Source organism: Mesorhizobium sp. C120A, assembly GCF_030323105.1.
Classification (GTDB): Bacteria; Pseudomonadota; Alphaproteobacteria; order Rhizobiales; family Rhizobiaceae; genus Mesorhizobium.
The window spans coordinates 5,914,354-5,927,636 of the sequence record NZ_CP100476.1; the positions used below are offsets into that span (position 1 = coordinate 5,914,354).

Annotated in this window: 10 protein-coding genes and 2 pseudogenes; 7 read left to right on the forward strand and 5 right to left on the reverse strand. The window is 58.5% G+C overall.

Features of this window, described 5'->3' with window-relative positions; all coding sequences use genetic code 11:
* Positions 1 to 5: 5 nt before the first annotated feature.
* Complete coding sequence (locus tag NL532_RS28895; RefSeq protein WP_023692418.1) at positions 6 to 1,643, reverse strand: amidohydrolase family protein; 1,638 nt, start codon at positions 1,641 to 1,643, stop codon at positions 6 to 8.
* A gap of 18 nt (positions 1,644 to 1,661) precedes the next feature.
* Positions 1,662 to 2,441, reverse strand: coding sequence for a uracil-DNA glycosylase family protein (locus NL532_RS28900; RefSeq protein ID WP_196813806.1), 780 nt, complete (start codon positions 2,439 to 2,441; stop codon positions 1,662 to 1,664).
* Positions 2,442 to 3,238: 797 nt separating this feature from the next.
* Here NL532_RS28900 and NL532_RS28905 point away from each other — a divergent pair.
* From NL532_RS28905 to NL532_RS28915, 3 genes are all read left to right on the forward strand, one after another.
* Positions 3,239 to 4,702, forward strand: coding sequence for a tyrosinase family protein (locus NL532_RS28905; RefSeq protein ID WP_023692420.1), 1,464 nt, complete (start codon positions 3,239 to 3,241; stop codon positions 4,700 to 4,702).
* Between the two features lie 1,091 nt (positions 4,703 to 5,793).
* The gene (locus tag NL532_RS28910; RefSeq protein ID WP_023692422.1) at positions 5,794 to 5,982 is read left to right on the forward strand and encodes a hypothetical protein; all 189 of its coding nucleotides are present in this window, start codon (positions 5,794 to 5,796) and stop codon (positions 5,980 to 5,982) included.
* A gap of 154 nt (positions 5,983 to 6,136) precedes the next feature.
* Positions 6,137 to 6,358: a DUF982 domain-containing protein gene (locus NL532_RS28915; RefSeq protein WP_280799659.1), complete on the forward strand. Its 222-nt coding sequence runs from the start codon at positions 6,137 to 6,139 to the stop codon at positions 6,356 to 6,358.
* Between the two features lie 165 nt (positions 6,359 to 6,523).
* Here NL532_RS28915 and NL532_RS28920 read toward each other — a convergent pair whose 3' ends face one another.
* Positions 6,524 to 6,970 (reverse strand): winged helix-turn-helix transcriptional regulator, encoded by a 447-nt coding sequence (locus NL532_RS28920; protein ID WP_081730871.1) that lies wholly within the window; start codon positions 6,968 to 6,970, stop codon positions 6,524 to 6,526.
* A 152-nt stretch (positions 6,971 to 7,122) separates the two neighbouring features.
* Here NL532_RS28920 and NL532_RS28925 point away from each other — a divergent pair, with 152 nt between their 5' ends.
* Positions 7,123 to 7,401, forward strand: a complete 279-nt coding sequence (locus tag NL532_RS28925; protein WP_023697496.1) for a DUF1127 domain-containing protein — start codon at positions 7,123 to 7,125, stop codon at positions 7,399 to 7,401.
* A gap of 677 nt (positions 7,402 to 8,078) precedes the next feature.
* A complete protein-coding gene (locus NL532_RS28930) occupies positions 8,079 to 8,969 on the forward strand; it encodes a LysR substrate-binding domain-containing protein (protein ID WP_023692425.1) in 891 nt (296 codons plus the stop codon).
* Between the two features lie 129 nt (positions 8,970 to 9,098).
* On the opposite strand, the gene NL532_RS28935 is transcribed toward NL532_RS28930, so the two are convergent.
* Positions 9,099 to 9,611 (reverse strand): hypothetical protein, encoded by a 513-nt coding sequence (locus NL532_RS28935; protein WP_023829574.1) that lies wholly within the window; start codon positions 9,609 to 9,611, stop codon positions 9,099 to 9,101.
* A gap of 229 nt (positions 9,612 to 9,840) precedes the next feature.
* Between NL532_RS28935 and NL532_RS28940 the strand changes: the two are divergent.
* Positions 9,841 to 10,968: pseudogene (locus NL532_RS28940) on the forward strand (IS30 family transposase).
* Between the two features lie 62 nt (positions 10,969 to 11,030).
* Here the strand turns inward: NL532_RS28940 and NL532_RS32295 are convergent.
* Positions 11,031 to 11,663: pseudogene (locus tag NL532_RS32295) on the reverse strand (tyrosine-type recombinase/integrase).
* Between the two features lie 737 nt (positions 11,664 to 12,400).
* On the opposite strand from NL532_RS32295, the gene NL532_RS28950 reads away from it, so the two are divergent.
* Positions 12,401 to 13,147 (forward strand): hypothetical protein, encoded by a 747-nt coding sequence (locus NL532_RS28950; protein WP_023692428.1) that lies wholly within the window; start codon positions 12,401 to 12,403, stop codon positions 13,145 to 13,147.
* The last annotated feature ends 136 nt before the right edge of the window (positions 13,148 to 13,283 follow it).

The window sequence follows — 13,283 nt, forward strand, 5'->3', positions numbered from 1 at the left end:
CCACTTTAAGGCTGTAACCCGTCCTTGATCGCCTGAGGAATGTTGCGCTGGCCCGCAAGCGCTGGATAATAGCCGGGATCGCCCGTGACGGTCAGTTCATCGAGTTCCAGCGGCTTCAAAACCGCTGGCGCCTTTGTGGCCGTCGGCATCGCGGACATCCGGATCGTTCCGGGCAGCGGCGCCTCGCTGTCGAAGCGTGGGCGCAAGTTCTCGTCCGGCGGCTCGTCTTGGTCCAGAACGAGAGTCCAGTCGGCCCGCGGGGTCGGACCCTGTCCGAACACCCTCCGTCGCGCGCCGTCCATTGCCATCGTCATCAGTGGCGACGGTGGCAACTTGGCCTGCTTCTTTGCCAACGTCGGCAAGTTCTTCATCGCATTACTCAACGTCTTGGTGGCGACCTTCAGCGACAGTCCCGCGACGATCTCGTCGGCGTTGGCATCGTCGAGATTGAGATAACGCGTCTCACCCGCAAAACTGATCACCTCCCCTGTTCCTGAAAACCCCGCCGTCAGTTTCTTGATCGCATAGCGAGGCAAGCCGTCGATCACGACGAGGTCGATTCTGGTCTCGTCCGCCTTCAGCAGATGCTCATAGGCATCGCCGGCCTTGCCCCTAACCAACACCAGATCGGCATATTTCCCGGCTTCGATCGAGCCGAGATAGCGGTCCCACCGCAATAGGCCCGCCGCCACAATGGTCGCCATCGCGACGATATCGCGATCGGAAAACCCGAGCGCCTGTACCGAGTTAACCACCCGTACCACCTTCAACTCGTGTAGCAAATTCTTGCTACCGCTCGGCGACCAATCCGAGCCAAGCCCGATCCGCACGCCCGCCGCGCGCGCTGACTTAATGTCGGCCGTCTGGCCATAGAGCATGAAGTTTGACAGCGGCGACCACACCATACCTGCGCGCACTGCGGCCAACCGGTCGAAATCCTTCCGCGTCAGCGCGTTGCAATGAATTCCGGTCAGCGACGCCGCGATCGCCCACACATTGGGACTAATCTCTAGGTCGAGGAAATGCTTGCGCGCGCTCGCATCGATCCCTTCGCTGAGATGCATCAAGAGGCATGGAAAATCCTTCAGGTAGCCGAGGAAATTGTCTTTGTCTTTGGCGGCATAGTCCGGGATGCGCGCCTTGGCATCGGGCAGTGTGCTGTCGAGACTCTCCTCGACGTTCCGAACTATTCCTCTGTACTGTCGCATCAGTCCCGGCGCGCTGAACAGGGTGATGCCCTGTGACGTAGTCGTCCCGCCCATTAGGCATTTGGCCTCCGTGTAGCGGGCAATCGCCGGTGCCACGCCAGGCGTCTTGCCCAGCACGCCCATTGGTCCGCTCACGCCGGCCTGGTAGGGAGGCGAGCCTTGCCACTGGCCGCGATTGCAATAGAGCTTAGGGACATCCCAAAGCTTCAATATGTCGTAGCCCAGGTGGTTGTGGAGCTCGATCAGCCCCGGATAGAATGTTCCGCCGGTGTTGATGGGCGTCATGTGCTCGAACCCCTGCGGTGGCGTCGCCGCGGCGTCGAGCACCGCCTTGATCCGGTTGCCTTCGATCCAGATCACCGCGTCCTTGAGCACACTGAACGCCGCGTCCATCTGCACCACACGCCCGCGATAGGCCCGCTTGCTCGCCTGCATTGTCGCCCCTCCTTTGGTTCAGACCGTCTTCGGCGCCGTCCAGATCAATGTATGCCGGTCGTCCGGCCGCGGCCTGCTGACGCTCGCAAACTTTGCCGGAGTCTGCGCCCTGAGCCACGCATCGTCGCCGACGAATGCCGGCAAACCATAGGGGAGGTCGCGCTTCGGGATGGGCCGGTAGTCGGCTTCCGCCACCTGCGCCTCGTAATTGGGAAGGGTAGTATCCCCATCGGCGTCCGGCGTGACCAGTGCGCGCAATTGCGTGATCGCCACGCGCCAGCCATCGGCCAGTGCCGCCGGGTCACGGCTGCTCGGATGCGGCAGCTTGAACACCGGAGTCGTGCCTTTGCCCGGCCATTTGGTTACCGCCTGCTGCGCCTGCACTCCAAACCCGATGATCGCCTGCACCCTGGCCGTCTTCGCCATGTCGTAGAGCGCGTTCCGCCATGCCTTGTGGTCAGGCGCATCGAGCACATCGTCGCCGCCAGCGGCTTGGCTCGGTATCAGCGCCAGCGCATAGGCATTGAGACAGAGATAGGATCTAGTGAGACCGAGTTTGGCGAGGAATCCCTGAACGCGCTGTCCGGCGTCGCCGACCAGCGTCCGTCCGACCAGCCTCTCGGTCGCACCCGGATCAGACGCGATGCACAGCACCCGTGCCGACCCATCGAGCCGGCCGCGGTAGAACACCGGCCCCCAATCGTACCAGAAGAATTGCTTGAAGGGCGCGTAGTCCGGCATCGCTGCAAAGTGTTGCGCAAATGGATCAGGTGGTCCGTGATCGAATTCTACACTCAAGCGACGCCTCGCATAGTTGGATACTGCGCAATAGAAATAGTGCCATCTGGTCCACAGGCGCAAGCTCAGATCAGGCTCCCTAATGCGCCAGAGCACGTCCGCGGAAATCGTCCGCCACCTATATGCTCTCATCTGTCCCGATCGCGACAGCCAACTGGCAGGCGGACTGCAAGAATATCGGCAATGTACCGAATAAAGACAACCCTGAGCCACTGCTGGGAATCGCGGACCATTGCCCGTTGATCGTAACATTTGGCATCTAAGACGCGATCTCGGAACAGCCGAGCGGCGTGCCCTTCCGCTCGGGCTGGTTCACAGCAGCAGGGCTACCAGAGACGTTATTCGGAACGACTCCACCGAAGCGGACGTTGCCCCATGGCCACATCTTACCCGAGGTGGATGCCCCCTTTGGCGGTGTTTATCCTCCCATGCGTCTCCACGACAGCAGACGCCAATTATGTAAAATACAGTTTAACCATCTATACTTAACAAGGCTATTGCAAATCCTTGTAAGTCGTGCAAAATAACGCAGGAGGGATTGTTTGTATTTCTTTTAATTGAGAGGCGACCGTGATGCGTGAGGTTCGCACCACGGCTGCGTTTGCGGCTTTGATTTGGCTTTGTGCCTCATGCGTTGCTAGCGCAAGTGGCCCTGGAGGGCAATATCCAGCAATCGGCAGCCTAGAAGCCTGTCCTGCGGAATCCAATGCTGCCAAAATCGACAAGGCAGTTGCATCGGACAGTGTCAATCCGCGGGCTGGCCGCTTGATTGTGAGTTCTAAAATGGGGGATGCACTATGCCGGACAGTGAGGACAAAGTTGTCGACAATCCAACTTTCCTGGAACACATCAAATTTTTCTTTGAAGCCATAGATGTGGATCATATGGCGCCGCGTGGCGTCGATCTCGCTACCTACGACGGGGTAAAGGCAAACGCCACCTCAATCTACTCCCAGACCAAATCCGGATCGATGCCTCCGGAACCGGAAAGGCGTTGGTCGCAGAACCGCGTTAAAACGTTCAAGAACTGGATCAGTGGCGGATTTCCGATGGGAAACGCGCCAGCGAAGGTCCTGAAGACAATGTCCAGTTTGGCGGCAACCGCCCGCGGGGCGTTCCGACGCGATGCCGAGAACATGTCGAAGGAAGAAGTTGAAAGACTCGCACTAGCCTTTCGGACGATCATGGAGCGTTCGCCAGACCATCCGCAGAGCTATTTTGCGCTCGCTGATATTCATTGGTTTCCGACACCGGTAAACTGCCTTCATCATGAAGAGCGATACAATCCCTGGCACCGCATTTTCATCGACCGCTTCGAGGCGGGTCTCCAGTCGGTTCCAAAGTGCGAGGATATCAAGCTGCCCTATTGGAACGTCGTCCGTCAGCCGCCAGCGTGGATGTTTCAGCCGCCGTTCGACAGCTACACTTTGCAACGCGACGCTGCGCCACAGTACCCCGCCGGCACGGCGACAAAACGGCACTCCGCCAAGAAAATCCATGCCGAGATGGTCGATCGCGATGTCGAGGGGACCATAAAGGGCGCGCTAGATTCCCCGACGTTTGAAAGCTTTACCCAGCAGATCGAGCAAGCGCACGACGACGGGCACGTGTCGTGCGGTCCTGCGATGCAAACACCCGATATTGCGGCCTTCGATCCGATTTTCTGGCTCTTCCATTGCAACTGGGAGCGCATGTGGTGGGCATGGCAGCAGCGCCACCAAGCCGTGTCGCTTGAAGACTTTCGCAAGACGCTCAGCATCCCGGACATGGATTGGCTGGATGTAGCTCCCTTTAACGAACTGAAACCGTTCACGGAAACAGCCGCTCAGGCGATCGACGCGTCGCAGTACGCCTATGAGGATCCGGCGGCGTCGCTGTTCAGCGCCTTGGCCAGGGTTGCGCGAGGCAATATCTCGGCCGATCAGTCGTTCAGCATCCCGCGCAAGGCCAGGCTCTCCATTCGCGTGAAAAACATAGCACGCCTGGCCATATCCGGCAGTTTTGAAGTCCAACTCCTTGCGGACGGCAAGAGAGTTGCGCGGCACGCCTTTTTTCAAGGGACCGAACCCAAAAAATGCCCAAGCTGTGTGAAACGCGAGACCGTTAACGTCGATCTGAGGGCCAATCGTTCGGACGTGGCCGGCAAGAAGCTCGAGGTACGCATCGAGGTGCTTGGCGCGAAAGGCAAGGACCGTGTGCTGGCCCTAAGCGAAGTCGGAAATCCAACGATCAATATCCGGGAATTGCTCGTCGCCGAGTAGGAAGGGCCTCCAACGAAACTTGGAATTCCTGATTATGAAGGCGTCAATCTTTTGGACATTGCCGGCCCGTTCGAAATGTTGGGGCGACCGAGCGCGATTGTGCGGTCGGCCATCGCGTCGGACCATACCCGACGTGTGGCTATGGGTTTGGGGCTTTCATGCCGCCGTCTCCGTGCTGACAGGCCACGCCGGCCTTTGCTCGGCGCGGCTTCGGCAGCCTCCGGCGCGGGCACGATGATTGCCGGCGCGTTGGACGTCACAATCGATCGGCGACGGGACCGGGTCGTCTTCGTTGTGGATGTAGCGCATGAACATCGCGACGGTCTTATCGGCGGTCGGAGCCATGCCGACCTTCAACGGCACACCGGAATTGGCGATGTCCGTCGCCGCGGGTGACTAGGCTGGAGCAGATTGAGGGGAAATCCGGAGTGGGTGGCGCCCAAGGCAAAGCCATGCCGTAAGCCCTTGGGCTCGCTGATCCCTCGATGCTCTCCTGTGCCACTGCCCGTTTGACATTGCGCCACGCCGTCGTTCGGCTGAGCGGACAAGCTGAGCTTGGCCTGAAAGGCCACCCAAGGCCCGCTTTGGGCCAAACCCGGAGATCATGTCGCCCAAGCCGAACGTCTCCTTTGAGGAAACGGCGAGCCTGATCTTAACGGCCGACGTTGGGCGCATTGCTGACCTTCAAAGCGTTGGTGCAGGCCTCTGCGCCTAGCAATAAACGACATGAACCGGGAATCTTCCTGGGAGGAGCGGGGAACTCGATGCGTGACTCTTGGGGAGATGCTCGGGATGGACCTCGAGAAGCGTGATTTTGATCTGCGGCTTACACCTGTTGCAGTCGAAATTGAGCTTCAAGGGATCCACGCCGCCGCCATTAGACCATCATCAGGTCCGCGGACCGGCAGTAGCGGACGTTGCCGCAGCTGCACTCGGCTTTCACAAGCATGTTGTGCCGGGTCGCCTTCCCAGAGTGTCGATCGGATCGTGCGCCATAGTGAACAAAAATGAGGAACATATTCCTGTCCAGTCAAGAGGGATTGACTACCGTGTTCCTATTTTGTTCACTGCGGGCAAATTGGAGACAAACCATGAAACCGACGATTGCGACTGAATCCGAACAGCCCGAAATCTACGCCACGATAAGGCGCGAGCTGCCGGCCATACATCGCGCTGTCAGCAAGATGGGAAAGCAGATGCGCGGCCTCTCACCTCTCAGCCAAAAGGCGGCCATCGCTGAATTAACCGCCATATGGTGCCTGGCGAACTATCCCGCATGACCTTGATCGTGCATTGTCTTTGGCAGAGGCCATACATGACAGGGCCACTCCGCGACGACGACGCGTCGACAATCATGCATGTGAACATGCCGGCTGCGGCAAGGATGGAGGCTTCGGATTTGCAAAGCCGCGCATGGCATCGCACTGGTTCTGCATGGAAGACCGGAAATCAATGACGGTTTCCTCTATCTGTGAGGCCGAGGAAGCGCTCCTGGGGCAGTGGCCAAATAAAGAAGCGGCGGCCTATAGGAATGCGTGCCGATTAATTGCGGAGGCCAAGGATGGAAGCTGCAGTCCGGCCGTAGCATTTGCGGCGTTCACCGTTCCTCCCTATGATGCGAACAACCCACTCGCCCAACGAATGGCGGATCTCTAGGAAGAGGGAAGACGAAGACGGCGGCCGGTACGTGACGCTGTCCAATGCCCTCGGGAGGCTTGTCCCGCCAAATCGGCTCCATCATCGGAGGAATGAACTTCACGCATGCACTGACTCCCGAGACCGCGAGTCAATTAGCGCGTGCTTAATTAGTTCCGGAGCGTTTTAACGAATCGTTGACCGCGCTGTCCCAGAATAGGACGGCGCGGTCAAACCCCAACCTTGGCTGCGCAGGCGGCTTCGGCATTGAGTTCCACCCCGAACTGTCGGAGCCGCCACCCACCCCACACTTATACCAGCAATGGTTGAATCAACCGTTACTGCACGTGCTTTCCATGGCGCTTCCCTGAGGTTTATCGACTTCTGGGTACGGAAATAGCAGATGGCGCCCGTCGCCCCGTCCTCGACGCGCTCGACCAGGCCCAACGCTTCCATGTCCTTGAGCCGCCTCGACAAGAGGGCGGACGAGACGTTGCCCACCCCCTTGCGAATGTCATTGAAGCGGGTCGAGCCGTTCCAGAGTTCGGTCAGGATTTGGATCGTCCAGCGGGGCTCCAGGAACTCGCAGGCGTGCGAGATCGGGCAGACCAGTCCGTAAGGCCGTCGCGTCATGGCTGACCGCTCCTTTGCCGCAGGTTAGGCCTTGCGGAGCTCTAAGGCCAGTTCACAATCTGAAGCGGAGTGCTTCCGAAGGTGCGCTGGCCCCTTCCCGTCCTCTGCCATGATGGTGGTCGTCATTCGTGCATCCCCCAACGGAGGCTACCATGACCTGGCGTAACATTACGCAAACGACACTAGGCGAGACCGCACTGCGCGTGCCGCGCACTTTTTTTGATCCTCCGCTCGAACGGCTGCTGGCCCTTGTCTGTGAGTGGCGGACCCGCCGCAACATAAAGCGTGGGCTTGGTCACCTGTCCAACTTCCTTCTGCGCGACGTTGGCTTAACCAAAGCAGACGTCGAGGCGGCCTGCGCCGACAGTTTCGATACATCCGCCTCTCTCGCGCTTAAGAGTGCAGCGCAGAACCAGACGGGAAATTGGTGAGAAGGGAAAGCCCCGCGGGCTGAGCCCGCTTGAGGGCGGCAATTGATCAGCCGAATTAGGGGCCATTCTTTAACAACGATTTTGAGGCGCAACCGCGGCGTCCGGCGTGGTCGCCGGCGATGTCTCCATTCGGGCCGCTGCAAAATTGAACTCTCTGGTCGAGTTAAGGCGCATTGCTGACCGGTAGATTTTTTGAGCCGGTAGCTGACCGGCAGCTTCGGTCTGCGAATCTTCAAGGCCGGACATTCAGGGTTGGCGTGGGCGCGTCGTGACTTGACCTGAGGGGGAGCTTAGCGCACTCGACAAAGGGTTCCAGCTTTCAAGTGGTCGGCCTAGTCAGGATCCGATCATCGCCAGAATGGCTTTGCAAGTTCAGACTCCACTTCGTCCTCCGTCAATCCAATATCGTCGATCATGTGCGGCGCTACCCCCGATAGTCGCGCTAGGTCACGGCGGTAGAAATGCCGTTGCCGCCATCTTGAGACATAGCGAGCTATTCTGATTGCTCGAACCTCATGGGACAAGTCCTGAAACGTCGATGCAAGAAGATTGTTGCTCACCGTCAGGCCTCCGTGCCAACCTCGCGCTTGCAGATGACAGCGTAGGCAGACAGCGTACCGGCTACAAACCAGTCTTTCTCTGGGATAGGCTCAGAATTCCTGAGGTAGTGACAGTCGATGCGTCTCCCTTCACTCAATGCGCTTCGGGCCTTTGAAGCAGCCGCGCGCCACGAAAGCTTTGCGCGCGCGGCTGAGGAGCTATGCGTGACCGAAGGAGCGATCAGCAGGCACGTCAAGCTGTTGGAAACAGCATTGCAAGTGGAATTGTTTCGACGATTGCCGCGCCGGTTGGTTTTGACCGATGCGGGGCGCAATTTTCAACCGATCCTGGCGGCCGCGTTCGAAAGCATTGCCGCGGGAGCTCAAGACGTGCAACGCCAGCCTCGGCATCTGAAGGTTATCTGCCCGCCCACCTTCTCCATTCGGTGGCTGCTCCCGCGGCTTGACCGTTTCAAGCAGCAATGGCCTGCAATCGGTATTCGGGTAACGACCGCTCCTTTTGACTGGGAAATTTTCTTCGGAGGTGAGTTCGATCTCGCCTTTGACTGCGGTTATCCAAATCGGCCGAAAGATATCGAGGCGGTGTTGGTGTTGCAATCGTTCGGCACCCCAGTTTGCTCTCCAAAGCTACTGGAGAGGGGCGTGCCAATAACGTTTCCTGCCGACCTGGTTCACCATAACCTGCTGCACGAGACGCCTGATCGGCACGATTGGAAAGTTTGGGCTGGGCGATTTGCGCCGAACCTTCTTGACGTGAACTCGGGTGAGGTTTTTCCCAGTGCCGATATGGCCTATCGTGCCGCGGCCATGGGCCAGGGCGTCGCGATCGGAGACCTCTCTGTGCTTCACGACGAGATTGCCAAGGGAGAACTGGTGCTGCCGTTCAAAGATATGCAGATCTCTGACGACACGGAGGCCTATCATTTGTGTTGCAGAAAAGATTGCTGGACCGACCCTCGTATCGCCGCGTTCCATAAGTGGGTTTCGGACGAGGCCACGTGGTCCTGAAGCCCGGGACGGTCAGGCCGCTGCCCGCCTCGTTGCGGTCGTTAGCCCTTCCGGCAAGGAAAGCTCCGGTCCCAAAGCTACCGCTCGAAACAATCAAGGCCGCATCGGGGCCTCCGATCCTGACTACATTCAGGATGGCCAAAGCGGCTTCACCCGCTCAATCCGATACCTCTTCTCGAACTCACGGAGCACCATTTCGAGCGTTGCCTCAAAAGCACTCTGATCGAACATCATCGATTTCTTTGCCTCGTGAAGATAGCGCCAGTCGGTGAAGGCATCTTGGTGTTGATACAGAATGTGACGAATGCTGTACTCGATGTAGAAACCATTGGGATGATACGGGACCACTGACCTTTTGAACTCCGCGTCGAGTTTCTCTTGGCTTTCGGGCTTTAGGCGATCAAACAGCCTTATCAGGTTGTGCGATTTGACGACTTTTGGATTTTCGTGGTCGAAGACGAACCACGCTTTGAGTGCCAGCTCCATAGAAAGCGCCAAAAGCATCGGTTCAACACCGACGTGTTCGCGTTCGCTCAGGTCTGCATGCTTTCCGAATTCTCGGCTTGGAAAGCTCTGAGTTTTTCGGAAGATCGCCTTTGCGGCTTCCCCGATCCTAATGGCCGTCGATAAGCGCGCACTCATTAGGGGTCCATTAGATTGATCTAAATTAACGCCGGAGCTGAGCTGAGATATTGCAAGAACGCAATCGCTTAGGCCAGGAGGCACGGAACACAACTTACTGACGACAAGTTAGAGTTGAGTTCACCGCCGGCGACCCGTTTTCGGAAGGTGGGCGAACGACCGGAATGAGGCGGCGGGTTCAACCGGTCGTCGCAACCCGCTTTAATCTGAGAGGATGAAGAGGTGTTGCATGGTGACGTCACGGATCTGGTTTACGTCAGCGCAGAAGGTCGAGCTTTGGGAGCGATGGAACCGAGGTCAGAGCACTTGACCGCCGGAACAAGACCGGCGTTCAGCGGATCGTATCCTTACGCAGCGGCATTGCTCCGTCAGCTAGGCGTAGAGGGGCCTTGGCGCTCGGGCTGGCGGAACGCGAAGAGATCTCTCGCGGGATCGCGGCGGGTCTTGCGATCCGCGCTATTGCACGAAGTCTCGGGCGATCCCCATCGACAATATGTCGCGTTATCTCGCGCAATGGCGGTGCACAAGCGTATCGTGCAACCCGGGCCGACAAGCATGCTTGGGTGCGAGCGCTGCGCCCGAAGCAGTGTCGCCTGGCAAGCTCTGGGCGGCTACGATGGCAGGTGGCGCAAAAGCTAGCGCTGCAATGGTCCCCGGAGCAGATAGCGGGCTGGCTGAGGCGAGAGTACCCAGGCGATCCAAGCATGCGGATATCTCATGAAGCGATCTATCGCAGTCGATTCATCCAGTCGCGAGGGGCGCTCAAGAAGGAACTATCAGCGCACCTGTGTACCAAACGACAGATGCGGCTCGCAAAAGGCGCACAGAGCCGGACGGGGCAAGGACAAATACTCGATATGATCTCCATCCGCGAGCGCCCCGCCGAGGCTGAGGATCGCGCCATCCCAGGCCATTGGGAGGGTGATCTGCTCACCGGCGCGAACGACACGCACATCGCCACCCTTGTCGAGCGACACAGCCGGTTCACGATGCTTGTAAAGGTGGCGAGGAGGGACTCGGCCACCGTCGTGGCGGCCCTTGCCCAGACGATCGGCACATTGCCCGAAGAGTTACGACGCTCGCTAACGTGGGACCAGGGCAAGGAGATGGCTCGGCACATGAGCTTCACCGTTGCAACCGATCTACAGGTCTACTTCTGCGATCCGCGAAGTCCCTGTCAGCGCGGCAGCAATGAAAATACCAACGGTCTGCTCAGGCAGTACTTCCCGAGAGAAACCAACCTCTCCCATGTCTCGCAGGCCCAACTCAACGCCGTCGCCCTGCAGCTCAATCAGCGACCCCGAAAACCCTGGACTTCGAAACGCCGGCCGATAGGCTACAGAAGGTGTTACGATGACCGGTTGAACCCACCGGCGCAAATTGGTCACGGCTCCACTCGTGAAGTGGAGCCGCACCTGATCAAACCTCAGTTGCCTCGGAAAGTTCGAGAGCATCCTCAACATCGACTCCCAGATAGCGGACCGTGTTCTCGATCTTAGTATGACCGAGCAAAATCTGGATGGCTCGCAGATTTTCCGTCGCTTTGTAGATAATCGAGGCCTTGGTGCGACGCAGGGAATGGGTTCCGTATTCCTCTGGTCTAAGCCCGATCGCCTCGACCCATTCGTCGACGAGGCGTGCATACTGCCTTGTACTCATGTGAGCCCTTGGATTGATCCTGCTCGGAACGCGTAATCATCGACTGTTCCGCCGCGTCGCTCCAGGCCATGCGAGAAGGCTGGAGCGTACGTCGCTCATCAACTCGAACTGAACAGGTCGGCCAGTTTTCTGTTGGATGACCATCGCGCGAGTTCGGACTTCCGGTCCTACCACGAGGTTGCCGATTTTGATCTTGACGAGATCGCAGCCGCGCAACTTGCTGTCGATCGCCAAATCGAAGAGCGCTCTGTCTCGCAGACGCAGCTCTCGATCGAGAAAGAAGCGTATCGCCCATATCTGTCGAGGTTTCAGAGGTCGTTTCGTCCCGACCTTCTTCCCGGCATTCCATGCCCGGCGGTCGGAGTCGGTGAGGTCGTAGCACGAGTGTCCCATTTCGCTTCTCCTGCAGCCATGATTGGCCACCAGAGAAACGCCGCTAGACTGTTGCGGGGCCGGCAGCTGACTGGCAGCTTTTGGGCTGAAGTCGTGAATAGGCGGACGTTTCGCTGCCGTCCCATTGACGACGTTCGTGTCTGGTCATGGGAGCGGGCGAGCTCCTCCCGTCGTCGGCCATCACTTCAGATCATCAATTTGCGCGTTGCGGTTCCACTCTGTCGTCCGGGATGCCTAGCAGGTGACATTGCGACGAAAGCTGACATACCGAGTCGCAAGCAATCGAGGCCTGCTTTCCCCTGATCTCTAAGGTAATCTTAACTGGTATGCGTTGAACGATGTGGGTGAAATTGCCGGCCGAGTTGTCTGCCGGTAGGAGTGCAAACTGTGCCCCGCTGGCTGGCGACAAGCTCTCAATGCGTCCCTCCCGGGGACGGCTCGACTGATACTGCAATCCTGCCGCCAATGCACAACGCGGCAATCTGTGTCTCCTTGAAAATTGGCCACGACCTACGCTCCGAGGAACGACGGCGACCAACAGAGTGCCTGCGCGCACATGCTGCCCGACTCTTGCCTGACGTTCGCCGACCCAGCCGTCACGCGGCGAGGTTATGATGCGCATCGAGCATTTGGCGACGATCTTGCAAAGAACGAGGGTTAAAAACACTCGGTCATGTATCGGTTGAACGACGCCATGAATGAATGCCATATGGCATTGGCTTTGTGGGGAGCGAACTATGAAATATCTTGGGGCAACCGCATTGGTTTTCTACGGTGTCGTTGCGGTCAGCGGAGCGCAGGCCGCCTGCTACGACATCTCAAAAGGGCAGCCATCGCAGCTGAGCGGCCAACTCGATCGTCGGATACTTCCCGGGCCGCCGAACTACAAAGACGTGCAGGCAGGAGATCAGCCCGAGCCGACTTACCTACTGGAACTGGATGCCGACATCTGCCTTGAGGGCGCGGACTTTGCTGATCCCGCATCCAGTTTCCGCGAGGTTCACGTCGTGCCGGTGGGCGGTATGGAAAGCGCCATGGCATCGTTGATCGGACGCCGCGTGACTGTCGGCGTCGTTGATCGATGGGCTGCAAATAACGCAAATCACCGAGCCCCGCTCATGGCCGTTGTCGGGAGCATCGCGCCTGAAGAGGACATCACTGAACAATATGGCACTGCCGCGACTGTCGTGCGGGCGTTTTATCTGGCCCTCGGCACTGGGGACGGCAAGGAGGCGGCGCGGTTTGTAGTTCCAGAAAAGAGCACCAAGGGTCCTCTCTCAGCAGCCGCCCTGAGTGGCTTCTACGGAGGGATGCAGGCGCCCCTTAAGCTTCTCGGCATACAAGCGAAGGCAGAAGACTTGTTCTTCGTCAGCTATGCGTTCAGGAAGGGTGCGACGACATGCACTGGCCGCGCCGAAGTGAGGACAGTGAATGAGGGCGGCAAGGACTACATCGAAGGCATAAAGGCACTCGATGGCTGCTGATAGGATCGAGCCGTTGAAGTGTCCATTCGGTGGGGCTTACCTTCGCATATTAGCGTCGAAGGGTCTTGGGACATCCCGATCACGATTTTTTCGGTTATCCCAACGGCATCGGTTCGGATTTCGCCGCGCTGCCGGT

Bases quoted from the DNA above. Each gene is read 5' to 3' on its own strand.
- NL532_RS28895 (WP_023692418.1), bottom strand. From the start codon at position 1,643: ATGCAGGCGAGCAAGCGGGCCTATCGCGGGCGTGTGGTGCAGATGGAC.
- NL532_RS28905 (WP_023692420.1), top strand. From the start codon at position 3,239: ATGCCGGACAGTGAGGACAAAGTTGTCGACAATCCAACTTTCCTGGAA.
- NL532_RS28910 (WP_023692422.1), top strand. From the start codon at position 5,794: ATGAAACCGACGATTGCGACTGAATCCGAACAGCCCGAAATCTACGCC.
- NL532_RS28915 (WP_280799659.1), top strand. From the start codon at position 6,137: ATGGAAGACCGGAAATCAATGACGGTTTCCTCTATCTGTGAGGCCGAG.
- NL532_RS28920 (WP_081730871.1), bottom strand. From the start codon at position 6,970: ATGACGCGACGGCCTTACGGACTGGTCTGCCCGATCTCGCACGCCTGC.
- NL532_RS28925 (WP_023697496.1), top strand. From the start codon at position 7,123: ATGACCTGGCGTAACATTACGCAAACGACACTAGGCGAGACCGCACTG.
- NL532_RS28930 (WP_023692425.1), top strand. From the start codon at position 8,079: ATGCGTCTCCCTTCACTCAATGCGCTTCGGGCCTTTGAAGCAGCCGCG.
- NL532_RS28935 (WP_023829574.1), bottom strand. From the start codon at position 9,611: ATGAGTGCGCGCTTATCGACGGCCATTAGGATCGGGGAAGCCGCAAAG.
- NL532_RS28950 (WP_023692428.1), top strand. From the start codon at position 12,401: ATGAAATATCTTGGGGCAACCGCATTGGTTTTCTACGGTGTCGTTGCG.